This is a genomic window from Streptococcus intermedius SK54 = ATCC 27335 (assembly GCF_000413475.1).
In the GTDB taxonomy this organism is placed as follows: Bacteria; Bacillota; Bacilli; order Lactobacillales; family Streptococcaceae; genus Streptococcus; species Streptococcus intermedius.
Genome location: NZ_ATFK01000001.1, coordinates 185,136 through 204,409, shown reverse-complemented (window position 1 = coordinate 204,409; position 19,274 = coordinate 185,136). Strand labels below are relative to the sequence as shown.

Annotated in this window: 21 protein-coding genes, 1 pseudogene and 1 riboswitch; of the genes and pseudogenes, 3 read left to right on the top strand and 19 right to left on the bottom strand. The window is 39.5% G+C overall.

The window, feature by feature from the left end:
• The first annotated feature begins 5 nt into the window (after positions 1 to 5).
• Both HMPREF1654_RS01010 and HMPREF1654_RS01005 read left to right on the top strand, forming a co-directional pair.
• A complete protein-coding gene (locus HMPREF1654_RS01010; RefSeq protein ID WP_003073477.1) occupies positions 6 to 833 on the top strand; it encodes an exodeoxyribonuclease III in 828 nt (275 codons plus the stop codon).
• An 11-nt stretch (positions 834 to 844) separates the two neighbouring features.
• Positions 845 to 1,231, top strand: a complete 387-nt coding sequence (locus HMPREF1654_RS01005) for a bleomycin resistance protein (protein WP_003073479.1) — start codon at positions 845 to 847, stop codon at positions 1,229 to 1,231.
• 27 nt (positions 1,232 to 1,258) lie between these two features.
• Here HMPREF1654_RS01005 and nth read toward each other — a convergent pair whose 3' ends face one another.
• From nth to tmk, 7 genes are all read right to left on the bottom strand, one after another.
• Positions 1,259 to 1,888: an endonuclease III gene (gene nth / locus HMPREF1654_RS01000; protein WP_003078163.1), complete on the bottom strand. Its 630-nt coding sequence runs from the start codon at positions 1,886 to 1,888 to the stop codon at positions 1,259 to 1,261.
• A gap of 383 nt (positions 1,889 to 2,271) precedes the next feature.
• Positions 2,272 to 2,625, bottom strand: a complete 354-nt coding sequence (locus HMPREF1654_RS00995; RefSeq protein ID WP_003073487.1) for an arsenate reductase family protein — start codon at positions 2,623 to 2,625, stop codon at positions 2,272 to 2,274.
• 17 nt (positions 2,626 to 2,642) lie between these two features.
• The gene (locus tag HMPREF1654_RS00990) at positions 2,643 to 3,152 is read right to left on the bottom strand and encodes a methylated-DNA--[protein]-cysteine S-methyltransferase (protein WP_003078172.1); all 510 of its coding nucleotides are present in this window, start codon (positions 3,150 to 3,152) and stop codon (positions 2,643 to 2,645) included.
• Positions 3,153 to 3,163: 11 nt separating this feature from the next.
• A complete protein-coding gene (rsmI, locus tag HMPREF1654_RS00985; protein ID WP_003078138.1) occupies positions 3,164 to 4,027 on the bottom strand; it encodes a 16S rRNA (cytidine(1402)-2'-O)-methyltransferase in 864 nt (287 codons plus the stop codon).
• A gap of 2 nt (positions 4,028 to 4,029) precedes the next feature.
• Positions 4,030 to 4,347 (bottom strand): DNA replication initiation control protein YabA, encoded by a 318-nt coding sequence (gene yabA, locus HMPREF1654_RS00980; RefSeq protein ID WP_003078181.1) that lies wholly within the window; start codon positions 4,345 to 4,347, stop codon positions 4,030 to 4,032.
• Positions 4,348 to 4,381: 34 nt separating this feature from the next.
• Complete coding sequence (locus HMPREF1654_RS00975; protein WP_003078169.1) at positions 4,382 to 5,275, bottom strand: DNA polymerase III subunit delta'; 894 nt, start codon at positions 5,273 to 5,275, stop codon at positions 4,382 to 4,384.
• Positions 5,272 to 5,910 (bottom strand): dTMP kinase, encoded by a 639-nt coding sequence (gene tmk, locus HMPREF1654_RS00970; protein ID WP_003078145.1) that lies wholly within the window; start codon positions 5,908 to 5,910, stop codon positions 5,272 to 5,274. The genes HMPREF1654_RS00975 and tmk overlap by 4 nt, the downstream gene beginning before the upstream one ends.
• 152 nt (positions 5,911 to 6,062) lie before the next feature.
• Between tmk and HMPREF1654_RS00965 the strand changes: the two genes are divergently transcribed.
• A complete protein-coding gene (locus tag HMPREF1654_RS00965) occupies positions 6,063 to 6,926 on the top strand; it encodes a YitT family protein (protein ID WP_003078147.1) in 864 nt (287 codons plus the stop codon).
• A 64-nt stretch (positions 6,927 to 6,990) separates the two neighbouring features.
• On the opposite strand, the gene HMPREF1654_RS00960 is transcribed toward HMPREF1654_RS00965, so the two are convergent.
• The 12 genes and pseudogenes from HMPREF1654_RS00960 to HMPREF1654_RS10140 all read right to left on the bottom strand — a co-directional run bounded on the left by HMPREF1654_RS00960 (position 6,991) and on the right by HMPREF1654_RS10140 (position 19,210).
• Entirely contained in the window at positions 6,991 to 7,647 is a 657-nt protein-coding gene (locus HMPREF1654_RS00960) for a CBS domain-containing protein (RefSeq protein WP_003078187.1), read from the bottom strand.
• A 146-nt stretch (positions 7,648 to 7,793) separates the two neighbouring features.
• Positions 7,794 to 8,504, bottom strand: a complete 711-nt coding sequence (locus HMPREF1654_RS00955) for an ABC transporter ATP-binding protein (protein WP_003078197.1) — start codon at positions 8,502 to 8,504, stop codon at positions 7,794 to 7,796.
• Positions 8,504 to 9,268 (bottom strand): ABC transporter ATP-binding protein, encoded by a 765-nt coding sequence (locus tag HMPREF1654_RS00950; RefSeq protein ID WP_003078178.1) that lies wholly within the window; start codon positions 9,266 to 9,268, stop codon positions 8,504 to 8,506. The genes HMPREF1654_RS00955 and HMPREF1654_RS00950 overlap by 1 nt, the downstream gene beginning before the upstream one ends.
• Positions 9,268 to 10,218: a branched-chain amino acid ABC transporter permease gene (locus HMPREF1654_RS00945; RefSeq protein WP_003078202.1), complete on the bottom strand. Its 951-nt coding sequence runs from the start codon at positions 10,216 to 10,218 to the stop codon at positions 9,268 to 9,270. Before HMPREF1654_RS00945 ends, HMPREF1654_RS00950 begins: the two co-directional genes overlap by 1 nt.
• Positions 10,219 to 10,221: 3 nt before the next feature.
• Positions 10,222 to 11,091, bottom strand: a complete 870-nt coding sequence (locus HMPREF1654_RS00940) for a branched-chain amino acid ABC transporter permease (protein ID WP_003043257.1) — start codon at positions 11,089 to 11,091, stop codon at positions 10,222 to 10,224.
• A gap of 383 nt (positions 11,092 to 11,474) precedes the next feature.
• Positions 11,475 to 12,638, bottom strand: a complete 1,164-nt coding sequence (locus tag HMPREF1654_RS00935; RefSeq protein WP_003078199.1) for an ABC transporter substrate-binding protein — start codon at positions 12,636 to 12,638, stop codon at positions 11,475 to 11,477.
• A gap of 82 nt (positions 12,639 to 12,720) precedes the next feature.
• Positions 12,721 to 12,990 (bottom strand): DUF2129 domain-containing protein, encoded by a 270-nt coding sequence (locus HMPREF1654_RS00930; RefSeq protein ID WP_003073520.1) that lies wholly within the window; start codon positions 12,988 to 12,990, stop codon positions 12,721 to 12,723.
• Between the two features lie 90 nt (positions 12,991 to 13,080).
• Positions 13,081 to 13,695, bottom strand: coding sequence for an ATP-dependent Clp protease proteolytic subunit (locus HMPREF1654_RS00925; RefSeq protein ID WP_257995664.1), 615 nt, complete (start codon positions 13,693 to 13,695; stop codon positions 13,081 to 13,083).
• 88 nt (positions 13,696 to 13,783) lie between these two features.
• Positions 13,784 to 14,413 carry a uracil phosphoribosyltransferase gene (gene upp, locus HMPREF1654_RS00920; RefSeq protein WP_003025639.1) on the bottom strand — a complete coding sequence of 210 codons (630 nt, stop codon included), beginning with the start codon at positions 14,411 to 14,413 and terminating at the stop codon, positions 13,784 to 13,786.
• A 97-nt stretch (positions 14,414 to 14,510) separates the two neighbouring features.
• The gene (mgtA, locus tag HMPREF1654_RS00915; protein ID WP_003078159.1) at positions 14,511 to 17,165 is read right to left on the bottom strand and encodes a magnesium-translocating P-type ATPase; all 2,655 of its coding nucleotides are present in this window, start codon (positions 17,163 to 17,165) and stop codon (positions 14,511 to 14,513) included.
• A gap of 260 nt (positions 17,166 to 17,425) precedes the next feature.
• Positions 17,426 to 17,578, bottom strand: a riboswitch (M-box (ykoK) riboswitch).
• A 68-nt stretch (positions 17,579 to 17,646) separates the two neighbouring features.
• Positions 17,647 to 18,812, bottom strand: a pseudogene (locus HMPREF1654_RS00910) (MalY/PatB family protein).
• 185 nt (positions 18,813 to 18,997) lie between these two features.
• Complete coding sequence (locus HMPREF1654_RS10140; protein ID WP_003078200.1) at positions 18,998 to 19,210, bottom strand: PLP-dependent transferase; 213 nt, start codon at positions 19,208 to 19,210, stop codon at positions 18,998 to 19,000.
• Between the last annotated feature and the right edge of the window lie 64 nt (positions 19,211 to 19,274).

Sequence of the window (19,274 nt, the reverse complement as noted above, 5' to 3'; positions counted from 1 at the left end):
TCCGTATGAAACTCATCTCTTGGAACATTGACTCTCTCAACGCTGCATTGACCAGTGATTCTGCCCGCGCTCAGCTCTCTCAGGCTGTTCTTCAGACGCTTCAGGCAGAAAAGGCGGATATTATCGCCATTCAGGAAACAAAGCTATCTGCTAAAGGTCCTACAAAAAAGCACTTGGAGATTTTGACAAATCTTTTCCCAGACTATGAAAACACTTGGCGCTCCTCCCAAGAGCCGGCCCGCAAGGGCTATGCAGGAACCATGTTCCTCTACAATAAAGAACTGACACCAACCATAACCTTCCCTGAAATCGGCGCTCCGTCAACCATGGATGTTGAAGGACGCATCATTACGCTGGAATTTGACGGTTTCTTTGTCACACAGGTCTATACGCCTAATGCTGGTGATGGCCTCAAACGCTTGGATGACCGTCAAGTCTGGGATGCCAAATACGCTGAATACTTGGCAACACTAGATGAACAAAAACCAGTCCTCGCTACTGGCGACTACAATGTGGCCCACAAGGAAATCGACTTGGCCAATCCAGCCAGCAACCGCCGTTCACCAGGCTTTACCGATGAAGAGCGTGCCGGTTTTACCAACTTGCTGGCTAAAGGCTTTACCGATACCTTCCGCCATTTGCACGGCGATATCCCTAACCAATACACTTGGTGGGCCCAGCGCAGCAAGACTTCTAAAATCAACAATACAGGCTGGAGAATCGACTACTGGCTGACCAGTAACCGCGTGGCTGACAAGGTAACCAAGTCTGATATGATTGACTCCGGTGCGCGCCAAGACCACACACCGATTGTCATGGAGATTGAACTCTAAGGAGAAAACGAATGGACTATCAAGCTGTCATCCCCGAATTTGTGGTATCCAACATCGAAAAGTCACGCCACTTTTACTGCGACTTACTGGGATTCTCTGTCGAATACGAGCGTCCAGAGGAGAAATTTCTCTTCCTCTCGCTTGAAGACTGCCAGCTTATGCTAGAAGAAGGTAGCGCAGAAGAATTAGCCCAACTGACCTATCCTTTCGGGCGCGGTGTCAATATTTCCTTTGGCATTGAAGATGTCCCTCAGCTCCACCAAAAACTGCTAGAAGCTGACTATCCCATTCATCGTCCGCTGACAAAAAGAGAATTTCGAGTAGGAGATAGCTTTATTTACCCTCATGAATTTGCGATTTTGGATCCAGATGGTTATTTTTTAAGATTTAGTGAATAAGAAAGCGAAGTCATCAGACCTCGCTTTTTATATGTCCTTAAAGTTATAGAGTTGCGGATAGTGATCGCACTCGGGATTTTTGGGATGACAGATGGCACGGCCAAAGTAAATCATGGCCTGATGAGCTGGCAACCAACGTTCCGGTGGAAGGACTTCCATGACCCTCTTTTCTACTTCCAGTGGTGTTGCCGACTTTTTAACGATATCATGGTGCTTGCAGATGCGCTCCACATGGGTATCGACAGCAAAGGCTGGAATACCAAAGCCCACACTCATGACCACATTGGCCGTCTTGCGACCAACACCAGCTAGACTTTCCAATTCAGCCCGCGTTTGTGGTACTTGGCCATCAAAGTCATCCAGAAGCTGCTGGGCACATTTCTTCAAAAACTTGGCCTTGTTGCGATAGAGCCCTAGTCGGGAGATGTATTTAGCAATGTCTGCTTCACCAGCCGCAGCCATGTCTTGAGGACTTGGATAGGCTTCAAATAAAGCCGGCGTTGCCTTATTGACCGCAGCATCTGTCGTCTGAGCCGACAGCATGACCGCTACCAGCAATTCAAAATAATTGTTAAAATTCAAACTAGGCTTAGCATCTGGAAATAGAGCAATTATCTCCTCAATCACCTTTCGTGCACGTTTTTTTGATAAAACCATTTTTCTCTTTTCGTTCCTTACTAAATTTAATGAAAATCAACAAATCGCAAAGATATTCACTGCGCGACTCCCTACCGACTTACCTTACTACCAAACTGTTAATACAGACAAAGGCCTGACACTTAAGGTTAGAAGTAAAATTGACGATATCAGTGACAAAGAATACGATAAAGTTGACAAACATTTCATCTTCTTCGTCTACCATCCCCATAGTCTAACCCTCGAAACTATAAAAGCCGTCGAAATTTGAAAAGATTTTTTTCAGAGTATAAAAACATTATAACATGAACTCAAATGATACCAAAATATAGTGTTTAAAAAGAAGTGAGAGAGCCCTCATGATTTCAGAGAAATTCATTTTGCCCGTTCACTTCCTTTTTATTCTATAAATCTAATGTCGCATACTCTTTACGGTAGCCTATTTGTAGGATTTTCCCATCTTTTTCTAAGATTGGACGCTTGATGAGCATGCCATCTGCCGCTAGAAGATCTGCGGCTCCCTCAATTGACAATCCTGATAGTTTGTCTTTCAAACCTAACTCACGGTATTTGAGTCCGCTAGTGTTGAAGAAAGATTTAAGGCACAAATCAGAATTTTCAATCCAAGTTAGAATCTCCTCTTTACTCGGTGTTTCCTTGACAATATCTACTGCTTCAAAGTCCAAACCCAATTGGTTTAATTCAGTTTTAGCTTTGCGACAGGTCGAACATTTTGGATATTCAATAAATCGTAACATATTTTCTCCTCCATTTATCATTTATCTAAATCTTTCTCGTTAAGCTCAATGCCTTCATGCTCCAAAAGCCACTGTTTCTTGTCCAGCCCCCCAGCATAGCCAGTTAGTTGTCCTTGACTGCCTAGCACCCGATGACAAGGAACGATGATAGAAAAAGGATTTCTGCCTACAGCACCGCCAACAGCCTGCGCAGAACGATTTCCTAACTTCTTTGCTATCTGACCATAAGTAACTGTTTCTCCGTAAGGGATAGTTTGCAGATAAGCCCAAACTTGTTGTTGAAAATTTGTCCCAACAGAAGCTAAAGGAAGACTCGAAAAATCTGGACAATCTCCGCTAAAATAATGTTCTAGCAAAAGTTCCGTTTCTTTCAAAACGTCATTTTTTTCCAGAAGCAGGTTTCCTTCTTCTAAACCATGTTCAAAATATTTCTGCTGTAAAAACCAAACTCCAACAAGACCTGATTCATTAGCAACAAGAGACATTTCTCCTAAAGGGGAGAGATACATTTGTTTGTAAAAAATCATGATTTTTCTCACTATTTCGCTTGTTCATGGTACCGTGCATAAAGCGAACTTTTATTCAAACCGTATTTTTTTGCTACTTGTTTGATAGCCTGATTTTTCTTTGTCCCCGCTGCTACTAACTGTTCAATCTCTACCAACAAATCCGCTTCTGACTGTTCAATCTCTTCTTCCTTAAAACCTTCTACGATTAACAAACATTCACCTTTTAGTGGATTTTCCGTAATAAAGCCAATCACTTCCGAAATCAAGCCGCGCTGGTATTCCTCATAAATCTTAGTTAATTCCCGTACTAGTACTACAGAACGATCCCCATAGATACTGAGCATATTTTCTAAAGTAGCTTTGACCCGATGAGGAGATTCATAAAAAATCTGAGTTTCAGGATAAGATTTCTTACTTTCAAAAAATTCTTTCTGTTGTCCAACCTTGCGTGGCAAAAATCCATAAAAAAGATGAGGCTGCGGAGCTAGACCGCTTGCTATCAAAGCTGAAATTCCCGCACTTGGTCCAGGAATAGTTACTACTGCGATTCCCTCAGCAATAGCAGCCTTGACGAAATCATGCCCTGGATCAGAAATACTAGGTAAGCCGGCATCCGAAACCTGAGCAATATCCTGCCCGCTTTTCAGCAAACGAATCAAATCAGGAATTTTTTCTTTGGCACTATGCTCGTGAAAGCTAATCTGCTTCGTCGCAATACTAAAATGTTTAAGTAAAAGACCAGTATTTCTGGTATCTTCTGCTGCAATATAATCGACTTCTTTCAGAGTATTCACCATGCGAATGCTCATATCATCCATGTTCCCAATCGGAGTTGCCACTAGATAAAGCTTTCCATAAGGCGACTGATCTTTAAAACTTTTTTGAATCTGCATGCCTACTCCCTAAACAGCAACTCGTCACAAAACATGCATTCTGCATCATTTTCACGGCGTTGGCCATAAAAATCCGTACAGACATGAAAACCGTCTTCGTATAATTTACGCAGATTATCCCGATTTCTTTTTGTTTTTGGTGTTGTTATATGCTCCACTTGGCCCAATCGCTCTCGTAATTTATCATTTTCCAAACGAAGCGCTACATTTTCTTCTACTACGCCTTTCAGATTTTTCTTAATTGCCTCTACCTCTGCTAAAGTAATAAGTAGGTTTTGAGAAAATTCATCTAGCGCATCAAATAATTCTTTTTTATTCATCCCCACTACCATTTTCTTATGCTAATACAGCACATCAGATTCTTTCTTGTAACACCATATATTCGAGTGCATTTTGAAAACTAACATTTGCTTGCCACATTTTCCTCGCTGTAAATATACCGTCTAAGTAATAACGTCCACACTCTGTTTCCATCTCTTTAGCAAATAAAATTTCCAACACCTTCAAAGCCTGTCCTTGCTTTTCCTTATCATCAGCCAGACTAGCTAACTTCGCAACCTGCAAATAGGCGATTGCTTTTTGATTCAAGCAAAAAGATACAAGACATTCACATTCATTAACTAGTTCAAAAAATGATGAACTAGCTGCCAAACGCATAGCTTCTTCTTTCGTCTGACTGTAAACTGTCAACAATTCTGCTTGCGTCTTCATCACTCCAGCTTGTTCTAATTTCTCAAACAAATATGCTTTATTTTTCGGAAAATAAAATCGCTGCGCTCGACTTTTAATGGTCGGCAAAATAAGGTTTTCATCTGCTGTCAGTAAAAAAATATACACTTCACTTTGCGGCTCTTCGATGACCTTTAACAGTGAATTAGCCGCATTGATATGCATTTTGTCCGCATCACAAATGATAAAAACTTGCTTGTTGCTCTCAAATCCAGACTGCGAAAAATTGCGTACCAATTCTCTGACTCGCTCTGTCTTTATAATATTATTGATTGGTCGAACAACCGTCACATCTGAAAAATCCTCTTCCTCAATCAAGCGACAATTTCGGCATTCACCACAGGGTAAGACACCATTTTTATTGGTACAAAATAAACTCTGTGCTAAACATTGAGCCATCTCAAAACTACCGAAAGCTCCTGTGAACAGATAAGCATGATTCAGACGATTCTGCTGTAAAATTTGTTCAAAACGCTCAAACAAGACTGGCTGTAACTGAGCTAATTCTTCTATTTTCATCTTAGACTCTCAACATGCTCTGCTAGCACTGCTACCGTATCGGAAATTACTTTTTCAAGTGGCTGACTGGCGTCAATCCTTTTCATACGATTTGGCTCTTTTTCAAGAATAGATAAATATCCTTCACGGACTCGTTTATGCCATTCCACACTTTCTTGATCTAAACGATCTGCTCCCCTATCCTTACTCTTAGCAATGCGGGCTAAACCTTCCTCTACATCAATATCAAAATAGAGAGTCAAATCTGGCTTCCAACCGTCTGTCGCAAAATTATTCAGCCAATCGATATCAGCGACCTTCAATCCCCGGCCAAATCCTTGATAAGCAACAGAACTATCAATAAAACGGTCTACTAACACAAGCTCACCGCGGTTCAATGCTGGTACGATGCGCTCCACTAAATGCTGCCTACGACTAGCTATATATAGGAGCAATTCTGTTTTTTTATCGATTTCTGTATGTTTTGGATCCAAAATAACATCACGAATTTTCTCCGCAACTGCTACTCCACCAGGCTCACGTGTTGTGATAAACGCCTGCCCTTTTGTTTCTAAAATAGGAATCAAAGCTTCTAAAACACTTGATTTCCCTGCACCGTCTGGCCCTTCTAAAGAGATGAACATTCCTTTTGACATATTAACTCATTTCTTCTTTTTTCTCTTTTCTATTTTAACAAAAAACTCCAGAAAAATCATTTTGAAAAAATTTAAAAAAATTTTTTCAAAATGATACATAAGCTTTCAAGATTTGATACAATAGAGTGTACAGAAACTATTAGGAGGTTATCATGTCTAAGTTTAAAAACTATCTGACGATTATTCTAGGAGCTGGAATTTTTGCTTTTGCAATCAATTATCTGATTATTCCAAATCATTTGTATGAAGGGGGCGCGACTGGGGTGACCCTCATTACATACTATCTATTTAAAATTCCTGTTTCACTGATGAATCTCATCATCAACATTCCTCTTTTCATCATTGCCTGGAAAGTCTTTGGCTCACGGCTATTGTACTCTAGCATCTTAGGGACCTTTGCAGTCTCTGCTTGGCTGGCTATCTTTGAGAAAATTCCTTTCGTGATTAACCTTGAAGGCGATCTCGTAATTGTAGCGCTCCTAACCGGGATTATTGCTGGCGTTGGACTAGGAATTGTTTTCAATGCTGGTGGCACCACTGGTGGTACGGACATCATTGCTAGAATTGCTAACAAGTATACGAACATCTCTATGGGAAAATTGATGTTTACTGTAGACTTCTGTGTCCTTATTTTCACTGTACTTGTTTTTAAAGATGTTCGCTTAGTGACTTATACCTTGATTTTTGTCTTTATCGCTTCACGAGTGATTGACTTAATTGGTGAAGGCGGTTATGCTGGTAAAGGATTTATGGTGATCACAAATCATCCAGAAGAGTTAGCAAAGAAAATCGATGAAGATCTAAGCCGCGGAGTTACGTTCATCAATGGACAAGGTTATTATAGTGAAAACAACTTAAAACTCATTTACTGTGTCGTTGGACGGAACGAAATGCAAACGATGAAAAATGTAATTCATAGCGTTGATCCGCATGCCTTTATTACCATTACAGATGCCCATGAAATCCTTGGTGAAGGCTTTACCTTAGATGTCAATAAGCAACCGCTTCAGAAATAATCTTGCACTCATTATAAAAAACGCATGCTAGCAGTTTTTACTGATTCCATGCGTTTTTATTTTGCTATAAAGCTTTTGCTGAAGTACGGGTTATATCCTCAACCTGAATGTCTTTGTCTTCAAATTTTGCTTTCAAAGCTGGCAAATCAATATCGCCATCGATTTGCACTTCAATAACAACTTTCCCATCTTTTCGTGGAATATTGACAGCATTAGAGATATTAAGATTTTCTTCGACAATCAAATGCACAATTTTTTCCAACACACCGACTTCATCTTCTGTAATGAAGCGGACACGGATTCCTTCTTCTCCATAGCCAGCAATTTCCAGAAAGGCTCTAAAAACATCACGATCTGTAATGACACCATAAACTTGTTGATTATCCACAACTGGTAAAATTCCAATCTTGTTTTTTAACATTAAATAAGTTGCATCTTCCAAGCTAGCGAATTGCGACACTGTCACCACATCACGAATCATGATATCTTTGATTTTGGTCTTGTTTAACAAATAATTCATCTCATAAATAGACAAACTTGTTGCTTTTGAAGGACTTGCTTCTGCAATCGTTCCTTCAGTCACCAAACCGACCAATTGGTCATTTTCAATAACTGGAAGTCGATGAAGTTCCTGCGCCCGCATGATATCTGCCGCATGTGCCACTGTCGTATCTGGACTAATGTATACCACTTTTCGTGTCATAAAATCTTTAACAGCCATGGAAATTCTCCTTTATCTCTAATTTTCAGTTCTATTATACTGTATTTTTCAGCTTATTTCAAACGCTTTCAAAGTCATTGTTCCGCTTTCCAATAACAAATTAGTGACTAAAAAAGAAGCAGAAAACCACTTCTTTTTTCCTCGTTTCACCCACCAAGATAAGCTTTACGAACTTCATCAGAAGCGAGCAATTCTTTTCCTGTACCAGACAAGACAATGTTTCCTGTTTCTAAAACGTAGCCACGGTCAGCAATCGAGAGCGCTTTATTAGCATTTTGCTCAATCAATAAGACAGTTGTACCTTGCTTTTGAATATCTTGAATAATATCAAAAATTTCTTGGATGAAAAGAGGAGCCAATCCCATTGAGGGCTCATCCAAAAGCAGGAGTTTGGGAGTAGACATGAGAGCCCGTCCCATGGCAAGCATCTGCTGCTCACCTCCAGAAAGAGTTGCAGCATCTTGATTCTTACGCTCTTCCAAACGTGGAAAACGTGAAAAAACTTTCTTTAGATTTGCTTGATTTTCATCACGATTTGTTTTCAGAAAGGCACCCATTTCCAGATTTTCCATAACGGTCAAACCTGAGAATACATGGCGTCCTTCTGGTACTTGAGACAGTCCTGCTGCCACAATTTTCTGAGCAGGAACTTTTTGAAATTCATTTCCTAAAAACTCAATTTTCCCTGAACTTGGACGAACCAGTCCTGAAATTGTCCGAAGAATCGTCGTTTTTCCAGCACCATTTGCACCAATAAGAGAAACAACTTCTCCTTCATTGACTTCAAAACTGACATCTCGGACTGCCTGAATCATGCCATAATGAACAGAAAGATTCTCAACTTTTAGCATAGACATTAGGCTCCACCTCCCAGATAAGCTTCGATAACACGTTTATCATTTTTAATCTCATCAGGAGTCCCATGTGCAATCAACCGACCATATTCTAATACATAGATTCGCTCGGTTACTTCCATGACGAGGCTCATATCGTGCTCAATCAACATAATTGTAATTTGAAATTCATTTTTAATACGACGGATTAACTCTGTCAATTCCGCTGTTTCCTGCGGATTCATTCCCGCAGCAGGCTCATCTAAAAAGAGAATTTTGGGTTCTGTTGCTAGAGCACGCACAATTTCCAGCAGCCGCTGCTGTCCGTAAGCTAAATTTTTAGCAAGAGTCTCTGCTTCTCCATCTAAGTCAAAAATTTTCAGTAATTTGAGAGCTTTCTCACGCAATGCTGCCTCATTTTTATAGAAAGCTGGCAAACGAAAAAAGCTAGCAAAGACATGTGCTTTGTGATGATTTCCAAAAGCAATCAGGACATTATCTAGCACTGTCAAATCCTTAAATAATCGAATATTTTGGAATGTGCGACTAAGCCCTAACGAAGCAATCTTATAAGGAGCCTTGCCATTGATCAAATGGCCATCCAAGGTCACGCTTCCCTCACTTGGTTCATAAACACCCGTTAACAAGTTGAACAACGTTGTTTTTCCTGCACCGTTTGGGCCAATGAGACCGACTAATTCCCCATCATTCAGCTCTAAGGTTACATCACCAACAGCGGTCAGCCCGCCGAAATTTTTTGTTAGATTTTTTACATCAAGAAGCGCCATTAGTTGACCTCCTTATCATTTTTAAAGAAGCGTGAGAAGTTCAATTCCCAAGTACCAAGAAGTCCACCTGGTCGGAAAATCATCACTAAAATCAAAGCAAGAGAGTAAATAATCATACGAATACTTGCCACATTTTGTAGCACCATGTTTAAGATACCTAAGAGAATTGCTGCAACAATAGTGCCTGTCATAGAACCAAGACCACCAAAGACCACGATAATCAAGACATTGATACTATTGATGAAGGTATAATCTTTCGGCACAACAGAACCAATAAATCCCGCCTGAAGTGAGCCTGCAATACTAGCTGTTATAGCTCCGAAGACAAACGCAACCACTTTAATTTTAGTAGTGTTGACTCCTACAGATTCTGCCGCAATTTCATCTTCACGAACTGATAAGGTTGCTCGTCCAATTGGGCTCCGTAAAAAATTGATGGTCAAAATAGTTGTAATAACTACAAAGAAATATACCATTTGCCAATTGGTAAAGGCAGGAATACCCAAGATACCCGCAGCTCCGTTGGTCAAATCACCACCGTTAATGATTAAAATGCGAATGATTTCAGAGACCCCAAGCGTTGCAATCGCTAAATAATCACCTTTCAAGCGAAGAGTAGGAATCCCGACAATCAAAGCTACTGCTCCTGCAATCAACGCTCCTAATACCATAGCTGCAAAAAAGGCCGGATAAGTAGCTGATTTCGAGCCAATAATCGCAGCTGCATAGGCACCAATTGCCATAAATCCAGCATGTCCCAGAGAAAATTGACCTGAAAAGCCGACAATCAAATTTAAACCTACTGCCAAAATAATGTTAATACCAATTTGTTGTAAGATTTGTAGATAAAAATCATTCAAAACTCCTGCACTAGCAAGCAAGGTAATCAACCCATACCCAGCAAGAAGGAGAACAAACCATAAAATATTTATTTTTAAATTCTTCTTCATAGCTTACACCTTCTCTTTCACATTCTTACCAAGAATCCCTGCAGGACGAACGAGTAAAATTAAGATTAAAATACCATACACAATCGCATCACGGAAATCTGACATACCAAAGGCTGTTGCAAAGGTTTCTAACAAACCAATGACAAAGCCTCCTAATGCTGCTCCAGGGATAATGCCAATCCCACCAAGAACTGCGGCAACAAACGATTTCAGCCCTGGAGTCATTCCCATCAATGGTTCAAGGGAATTATAATAAAGCGCAATGAGCACACCTGCCGCTCCTGCCAAAGCCGAGCCCAAAGCAAAAGTGAAACTAATCGTACGATTGACATTAATTCCCATTAGTTGCGCCGCATCGCTATCGACCGAAACTGCCCGCATGGCTTTTCCCATTTTTGTTTTTTGAACGATGACTTGTAACAACACCATTAAAATTAGGGAAACAGCCAAAATCATTAATTGGATATTGGTGAGACTAATCGGTCCAAAACTATAACGAACCGTTTCAATCACTTGGGGGAACGAACGAGTATTGGCTCCTACAAAATACACCATCACGTACTCCAAGAAAAACGAAACACCAATTGCAGTAATCAAAGCTGCAATTCGAGTCGAATTTCTCAACGGGCGATAAGCCAAAAATTCGACTAGTACGCCTAAAGCCGCTGTCCCAATCATTGCCAAGATTAAGGCAAGGAAAAAATTAAGATGAAGGGAATTTATCAAGAAATACCCCATAAAAGCACCCATCATGTAAATATCTCCATGAGCGAAATTGATGAGTTTGATAATTCCATAAACCATGGTATAGCCGAGAGCGAGCAAAGCATAGACACTCCCTAAAATTAGACCATTAACAAGTTGTTGGAGCATGGCCACCACACTTTCTAAATATAATATCGATGAAAGGATGATGTGGTGATTCACATCTTTCTTATCCTATCGCAAAAAAAGAGTGAGTAAGTCGCGGTTTCAAAGAAATTGGTTCTCCTTACTCTCTATTCCAAGTTTGAGCAAAAGAAGTCGTCAGTTCCTTCTTCTCACCTTATAGCTGATTGATGTTAAACAATTTAAGACAGATCTAGCAGTTACTCTATCTTACAAATCATAATGAGCTACATTCTTAACACTAAGATATCTATCCTAACGATCTCTTTTAACCCATATAAAGAGAAGTAACTATCTACGATGTCCACCATAAATAGTTACTCTTCTATACACTATAAAATATATTTTAAGCAGTTCTTTATGAAAGATTATGGCTTAACTGTTTCAGCTGCTGTGACTTTCCCATTATTCATGGTCATCATAAAGGCTGTTTTTACAGTATTATGATGCTTGTCAAAGCTGGTATCACCTGTTACACCTTCAAAATTCTTTGTCTTAGCCATATTGTTTTTAATGTCAACAGATGTTTTCGCACCTTTGGCAGCATTAGCAACAAGATAAACAGAATCATATGCTAGCGCTGCAAATGTTGAAGGTTCTTCATTGTTGTATTTAGCCTTGTAAGCTTCTAGGAATTTCTTAGCTTTCGCTGAGACATCAACTGTTGAAGAGAAGCCTGAAATGTAGTAGATATTTGAAGCTTTAGCTGGTGTCGCTTGTTGGACAAATTCTGCGCCATTAAAGCCATCACCACCAACGATTGGCTTATCAATTCCCATACCACGCGCTTGGTTGACAATTTTACCAGCTTCAGTATAGTAACCAGGGATGACAATTGCATCAAAATCTTTTCCCTTCATCTTGGTCAAAGCTGCTTGGAAGTCCGTATCACCAGCGACGAATTTTTCATCCGCAACAATTTTGCCTTTATAGGCGCTTCGGAAAGCTTTTGCGATACCTTTGGCATAATCACTTGAGTTATCTGTATAAAGCACAACTTTTTTCGCTTTTAACTTTTCTGTCACATATTTAGAAATGATTTTACCTTGAAAGCTATCCTGGAAAGTCCCAATGAATAAATACTCTTGATTTTTTGTCAAGCCATCTTGAGTAGCACTAGGTGAAATCAAGGGTACACCTGCTTTTGTCGCATTAGAAACAGCTGCCGCCGTTGCACCAGAAGTCGCAGGTCCTACAACTGCATTGACTTTCGATTGGGTTACTAAGTTGGTCGTTACAGAAGCTGCTTCTGCTGTTTCAGATTTATTATCTTTGTCCACTACTTCTAGTTTTTTTCCGTCAATACCACCTGCTTTATTGATTTCTTCAACTGCAAGCTGAGCGCCTTTTTGCTCGGCTGTACCATAAGCAGCTGTTGCGCCTGTCTCTTCAAAGTTGAATCCAATTTTAATAGTCTTATCAGCAACTTTTGTACCTGTTGCATTAGATCCACCTGACTTCACTTCCCCACAAGCGGCAAGAAGAGCAACGCTTGCAAGAGCAACAAATGATAGCGCAATTCTCTTTTTCATATTCTTAACTCCTTGTTTCAAAATAATATGTTAAGAATATACCGAATTATCTGACAATTGTCAAGTAGTCAACAGAATTTTTTTACATGTTTACGTTTTCCTTCTCTCTAAACAAACTTCCAACGAAGTCTGTATCCAATTCTTGAATATGACAAACCCGTACTTGTTTGACATATTTTTCCTTAGATAGTTTCTCAACAATACCATCTACTTGCGCAGTATCTACATACAACTGAAGATAACGATGCTTTTTGGAATGATAGACAATATCACCAATGGACGCAATTCTTTTTATGTCACGATTATAATATAAATAGACAATGATACCTGTTCGTTCTTCTTTTTTAAACATGAGTTTTCTTTCTAATACTTTTTCATTTATAAGTATATCAAAAAAATGCCCATCAGAGGACATTTTTTTCAGATAATAGCAAATAGAGCATTAGTTCAAGTTGTTATTTGCCATGATTTCATCAATGAAACCATAATCTAGCGTTTCTTGAGCACTCATCCAGTAGTCACGTTCAGCATCTTTATGAACTTGCTTAACGGTCTTACCAGAATTATCTGCAAGAATTTTTTCCAAATTGTTTCGAGTTTTCAGCAAATGTTCAGCAGCAATCGCCATATCGGTTTGTTGCGTACCGCCACCAGTTCCACCCATTGGTTGGTGAATCATGTACTCTGCATTTGGCAACATAAAGCGTTTGCCTTTAGCACCACTTGAAGCGATGATGGTTCCCATGGACGCAGCCATTCCCATGACAATTGTTTGAACATCTGATTTGATGAAGTTCATTGTATCGACAATCGCTAGACCCGCCGATACAGAACCTCCTGGTGTATTGATATAAAGATAAATATCCTTTGTACTATCTTGAGCGTCTAGGAAAAGCAATTGGGCAATAATGGAATTGGCCATGTTATCTTCAACCGCTCCAGTGAGCATAATAATACGATCTTTTAAAAGGCGTGAGTAAATATCGTACGAGCGTTCCCCACGGCTTGTTTGTTCAATAACTACAGGAATCATTGTATTCTCCTTTTTATCTGATATTTTAATCTGACCAACAATTCTTAGTAAGATTTTTCAAATATGAGACTATTATAGCCTTTTGGTCAAAAAAGGTCAAACATAAAACTTATTATTTTGTACCAAAAAGACGATCTCCTGCATCTCCCAATCCTGGAACGATGTAGCCATTTTCATTCAAGTGATCATCAAGGGCTGCCGTAAAGATTTCTACGTCTGGGTGAGCTTCTTGTAAAGCTTTCACGCCTTCTGGAGCCGAAACAAGACAGACAAATTTAATATTGTGTGCCCCACGTTTTTTCAGTGAATCAATAGCTAAAATAGCTGAGCCACCTGTTGCTAACATCGGATCCACTACGAAAATTTGACGTTGGCTAATATCTTCCGGTAATTTCACAAGGTATTCAACTGGTTTCAAAGTTTCTTCATCACGATACATTCCAATATGTCCGACTTTAGCAGCTGGTACAAGACTCAAAAGACCATCTACCATACCAATACCTGCACGTAAGATTGGGACAATAGCTAATTTTTTACCAGCTAGTTGTTTTTGAACTGTCTTTGTAATGGGTGTTTCAATTTCCACATCTTCTAATGGTAAGTCACGTAAAACTTCATAACCCATTAGCATAGCAATTTCATTTACTAGCTCACGAAAAGCCTTGGTAGATGTATCTGTACGGCGTAAGATAGACAATTTATGCTGAATGAGCGGATGTGCGATCACTTGAAATTTTTCCATGATTGGTGTTCCTTCTTTCAATTTATTCTTCTTATTATAACAAAAAAACATAAAAAAGGCTTATAATAAACAAGCCTTTTCAAAGATCGATAATGATTCATAACCATTCATGATATTTCTTAATATAAAGATGTTTCACAAACGTGACACTTATCATATACAAAGCCATGATCATCATTAAGAATAAGAAATAAGTACCATTTAGTGGAGAAACCTTTAAAAGATTTGCAAAAGGGCCATACGGCAATAAAGTCACAAAGAAGACTGCCGCTAGAGTGGTCATGACTACAGATAAAGCTGGTCTACTTTGAATAAATGGTAACTTGGGTGAGCGCAACATATAGATAACCATCGTTTGCGTCCACATGGACTCAATAAACCAACCTGTTTGGAAAATCGTAATGAAATTGCTAGACATACCATGATGATAAACGGACCCTGTTATCATTGGTGCAATGATAAAGAACAAAATTAAAAAGGTTGTACAGTCAAAAATAGAACTAATTGGACCAATCCAGGCCATGAAGCGAGTAATGGATTTGGCGCTCCAAATGCGAGGCTTTTGCAAAAATTCACGATCTACATTGTCAAATGGTAAAGCGATACAAGAAATATCATAGACCAAATTCAACACAATCAAATGAATCGGTGCCATGGGCAAAAATGGTAAGAAAATACTTGAGATTAGCAAGGAAAAGATATTTCCGAAGTTGGAACTCACTGTCATCTTGATGTACTTGGTCATGTTAGCATAGACTTTGCGACCTTCCACCAAGCCTTTTTCAAGCACCAATAAGTCTTTGTCTAACAGAATAACATCAGCTGTTTCTTTTGCAATATCAACAGCTGTATCAACTGAAATACCTACATCAGCTACTTTCATAGAAGGAGCATCATTGATTCCATCACCCATATAACCAACCTTGTGCCCGTTTGCTTTCAATTGTAAAATAATGCGCGCCTTTTGGTCAGGCGATAATTTAGCAAAAACAGTTGTGGTTTCAACAACTCTGCTCAATTCTTCATCCGACATCGTTTCAATCATAGAGCCTAGCAAGATGTTCTTTGCATCTAAGCCAACCTTCTCACAAACTGCTTCTGTAACTTTTTCATTGTCACCTGTTAAAATTTTGGTAGCTACGCCATACTCAGCTAATGCTTTAATAGCAGGGGCTGCTGACGGTTTTGGTGGATCGAGAAAAGCAAGATAACCTGTCAGAATCATGTCAGACTCATCTTTGACCGTGTATTCATAATCAGCATCCAAGTCCGAACGATAACTGACTCCCAGCACACGCAGACCTTGCTCATTTAACTGTGCGACTTCTGCTAAAATTTCTTGACGGATTTCTTCTGTCAAGGGAAGAATGTTCCCTTTATATTCGACAGAATTTGAAATAGTCAACATTTCTTCTAAAGCACCCTTTGTCACCATACTAACGACATTCTCATCATCTCGAACCAGTACACTCATGCGACGGCGTTCAAAATCAAAAGGTAATTCATCAATCTTCTTAAAAGTTTGGTCTAAATTGCGAACGATTTCATGCTTTTCAGCTTCTTTTTCTGTCCGATTGATAATGGCACGATCCATCAGGTTTTTTAACCCTGTTTGATAATAAGAATTTAAGTAAGCCCGACGAAGCACAGCCAAATCAAGATCTCCATGAATATCAAGTGGATACTCCAAGACAATCTCATCTTGTGTCAATGTCCCTGTCTTATCCGTACAAAGAATATCAATTGCTCCTAAATCTTGAATGGCATTGAGTTTCTTGATGACAACTTTTTCTTTTGCCATAAGAATTGAACCCTTTGCTAAGCTTGCTGTGATGACCATAGGAAGCATTTCTGGCGTCAAACCGACACCAACACTGAGTGCAAATACCCCAGCTTCTAGCCAATCCCCATCTGTCAAACCATTGATAAAAAAGACAATAGGTACGAGTACCAACATAAGGCGAATCAACAACCATGAAATACTGTTCATTTCCCGCTCAAAGGAAGTTGGTTCATCATAAGTGTTAAGCGTTTGCTCAATAGCTCCCATTTTTGTGTCGTCGCCAACAACAAGCACAAGCGCGCTAGCACGACCAGAGATTACATTGGTTCCCATAAAGGCAAGTGAGTCAGATTCAAGTAAACTCTCTGTATCTTTGATCTCACATTTATCCAATGCCATTTTTTCAACCGCATCACTTTCACCTGTCAAACCTGACTGTTGTACGAAGAAGTCGCGCGAATCCAAAATTAGCACATCTGCTGGCAACATGTCTCCTGCACTCAAGCGGATAATATCTCCCACCACTAATTCTGTAATCGGAATTTCTTGCTCTTTTCCCTCACGAACAATTGTCACTGTATTGACAATCATACGCGAAAGATTACTGGCAGCTTTGTCACTCCGCAATTCTTGCACAAAGCGAATACTACCAGACAACAAAACAAGGACAACAATAATGATAAACGTTGTCGGATCTTCTTGCCCTGGTTTTGCCAGCCAAACATTGGTAACCAAGGACACCAATGCAATGAGTAAAAGAATAACGGTAAACGGGTTGATAATAGACTCATAAATTTTTTTAACAATTGAATCTTCTTGCCCTTTGGTCAATTCATTTTCACCGTATAGATCACGATTTTCTTCTACTTGCTCCTCTGTCAAACCCAATCTAGATGTGTTGAAAAATGTCATCGTATCCACTACAGACATACGAAGAGCATCTGTTAATCTTTCTTTTGCTGTTTTCACTGATTTTCTCCTCTATCTAAGATACATCCGAGTGACAAAATAGCTGCATACAGCCTTTTTACTCAGATGTCATTCATTTGCTAGAGTCGATTCCAAGGGAGCGTGAGGAATGCTCAGATATGGTAATCGACTGTTTTCCTGTTGACTCGGGTGATCATCATTCGGCATATTCTCCACCCCTTTCCCTTGCATTTTTTCTTTAAAAAATCAGCTCAAAACGATAAAATCCTACCATGAAAAACATGGCAGGACTGTATGTCTTGTGTTACCGTTCAAGCTTTAACTCCGTAGGGCAGTGAAATGACATTAGTCAAAACCTTAGCGATCTCAACTGCTAACCAGCGCATAGTGTCTCCACTACTTTGCGGTAGTCATCCGTATCCCTATGGTAGCCTCACCTACCGATTTTTCATACTAACTATACTCCTCTTAAGAACGATTGTCAACCAAAAGTGACTGTTTTCGAACATTTCTTTTTATTTTATTTGGGCAAGCAACGCACGATTCTCTTACAAATCTCTTCTACCAGTGACTTAGGCGCCGCAATATTTAGTCTCGCATGCAGCTCACCCTCACTTCCATAATCACTTCCCCGATTGAGAATGACTTTTGCTTGGTCATGCAATAAAGTAAAGAGTGCATCATCTGTCAAACCATAGTCACTGAAATCAAGCCAAATCAGATATGTCCCTTGTGGTTTCATAACCTTTAAACGCGGAGCTTCTTGGGCAAAATACTCTACTGCAAATTGAATATTTTCTTCTAACACAGCTTTTAATGCCACTAACCAAGGTTTCCCATAACGATAGGCCGTTTCTGTCGCAATGTAGCCTAAACTTACACCTCATGGTGGTTATTAACAAGTTGCTGGTGTTTAAACTGTGCACATAGCGTAGGATTTTCAATAATGGCATAGGAATTTTTGGTGCCTGCAATATTAAAAGTCTTGGTAGCACTAGAAAGTACCAGAGCAAAGTCTTTAAAATCCGGTGAAACAGTATTAAAGGAAACATGTTCATGGCCAAATAAGGTCAAGTCTTGATGAATTTCATCTGATACCAAGATAACATGGTGTTTTTGACAAAGATGACCTATCTGTTCTAAAACTTCCCTTTCCCAAACACGTCCCCCTGGATTGTGCGGATTACAAAGAAGATACAATTTCACATGGTTTTCAATAAGATCTTTCTCCAATTGTTCAAAATCAATTTGAAACAGTCCGTTTTCCTCCTTGAGAGAATTGGACACTAATTTTCGATGATTTAACTGAACACTGCGGGCGAAAGGAGGATAGACAGGAGAATTGATTAAAACAGCTTCTCCTTCTTTTGTAAAAGCCTGGATTGCAATAGAGATAGATGGTACAACTCCCTCCACAAAAACAACAGCGTCCTTATCAAACGAATACTGATGTTCATTCTTTTCCCAATCCAGCACTGCTTGGAGTAGCTCATCACTTGCATACGTATAGCCATAAACCAACTGTTCTGCATACTTATGAATCGCATTTTTTACTTCAGGCATGACTTCAAAGTCCATATCTGCAATCCATGCTGGCAGTAGTTGAGGATCATTCTCTGTCTCTTTCCACTTATAAGCGTGATGAGATAAGCGATTTGGGGCTGTTTGAAAATTGTATTTGCTCATATTATACCTCCAAAGCAAATGTTAAATCTGTTATCAAATCTCAGCTATCCTCAATTCCACTGGCTAAACGTAACAAATCATCTGTTAAGACATGGGCTTACCACACGGCTGTTGGAATATCTACATATGTTTGGTCCGCAGGATAAGTAATCAAACTTTCTGCAAAGATAAAGACTTGTAGCCTATTAGCAGATACGAAAGTCTGTTTCATCTTTTACTTTAAAGGAAATCATGCCACTCTTTCTCGGATAGAGAACCACTTTTATTGCTGGCGAATCTTTCAAGAAAGCTGCTACAGTTTGTGCATTTTTGTAGAACGCTCTATACGAAGAGACAAGGTTTTCACCCCCCAAAAGCAAAAGATAACTACCAAATGGAGATAAAACAGCTCCCGTCATATTGAGATTGAAGTATAGATTTTCATACAGCTCCTTATCATTCGCCAGAATAGCTCATGTTAAA

What these genes read in the sequence shown, in the direction of transcription:
- HMPREF1654_RS01010 (WP_003073477.1), top strand. Translation starts at nt 6, where the DNA reads ATGAAACTCATCTCTTGGAACATTGACTCTCTCAACGCTGCATTGACC.
- HMPREF1654_RS01005 (WP_003073479.1), top strand. Translation starts at nt 845, where the DNA reads ATGGACTATCAAGCTGTCATCCCCGAATTTGTGGTATCCAACATCGAA.
- nth (WP_003078163.1), bottom strand. Translation starts at nt 1,888, where the DNA reads ATGGTTTTATCAAAAAAACGTGCACGAAAGGTGATTGAGGAGATAATT.
- HMPREF1654_RS00995 (WP_003073487.1), bottom strand. Translation starts at nt 2,625, where the DNA reads ATGTTACGATTTATTGAATATCCAAAATGTTCGACCTGTCGCAAAGCT.
- HMPREF1654_RS00990 (WP_003078172.1), bottom strand. Translation starts at nt 3,152, where the DNA reads ATGATTTTTTACAAACAAATGTATCTCTCCCCTTTAGGAGAAATGTCT.
- rsmI (WP_003078138.1), bottom strand. Translation starts at nt 4,027, where the DNA reads ATGCAGATTCAAAAAAGTTTTAAAGATCAGTCGCCTTATGGAAAGCTT.
- yabA (WP_003078181.1), bottom strand. Translation starts at nt 4,347, where the DNA reads ATGAATAAAAAAGAATTATTTGATGCGCTAGATGAATTTTCTCAAAAC.
- HMPREF1654_RS00975 (WP_003078169.1), bottom strand. Translation starts at nt 5,275, where the DNA reads ATGAAAATAGAAGAATTAGCTCAGTTACAGCCAGTCTTGTTTGAGCGT.
- tmk (WP_003078145.1), bottom strand. Translation starts at nt 5,910, where the DNA reads ATGTCAAAAGGAATGTTCATCTCTTTAGAAGGGCCAGACGGTGCAGGG.
- HMPREF1654_RS00965 (WP_003078147.1), top strand. Translation starts at nt 6,063, where the DNA reads ATGTCTAAGTTTAAAAACTATCTGACGATTATTCTAGGAGCTGGAATT.
- HMPREF1654_RS00960 (WP_003078187.1), bottom strand. Translation starts at nt 7,647, where the DNA reads ATGGCTGTTAAAGATTTTATGACACGAAAAGTGGTATACATTAGTCCA.
- HMPREF1654_RS00955 (WP_003078197.1), bottom strand. Translation starts at nt 8,504, where the DNA reads ATGTCTATGCTAAAAGTTGAGAATCTTTCTGTTCATTATGGCATGATT.
- HMPREF1654_RS00950 (WP_003078178.1), bottom strand. Translation starts at nt 9,268, where the DNA reads ATGGCGCTTCTTGATGTAAAAAATCTAACAAAAAATTTCGGCGGGCTG.
- HMPREF1654_RS00945 (WP_003078202.1), bottom strand. Translation starts at nt 10,218, where the DNA reads ATGAAGAAGAATTTAAAAATAAATATTTTATGGTTTGTTCTCCTTCTT.
- HMPREF1654_RS00940 (WP_003043257.1), bottom strand. Translation starts at nt 11,091, where the DNA reads ATGCTCCAACAACTTGTTAATGGTCTAATTTTAGGGAGTGTCTATGCT.
- HMPREF1654_RS00935 (WP_003078199.1), bottom strand. Translation starts at nt 12,638, where the DNA reads ATGAAAAAGAGAATTGCGCTATCATTTGTTGCTCTTGCAAGCGTTGCT.
- HMPREF1654_RS00930 (WP_003073520.1), bottom strand. Translation starts at nt 12,990, where the DNA reads ATGTTTAAAAAAGAAGAACGAACAGGTATCATTGTCTATTTATATTAT.
- upp (WP_003025639.1), bottom strand. Translation starts at nt 14,413, where the DNA reads ATGGAAAAATTTCAAGTGATCGCACATCCGCTCATTCAGCATAAATTG.
- HMPREF1654_RS10140 (WP_003078200.1), bottom strand. Translation starts at nt 19,210, where the DNA reads ATGACGGGAGCTGTTTTATCTCCATTTGGTAGTTATCTTTTGCTTTTG.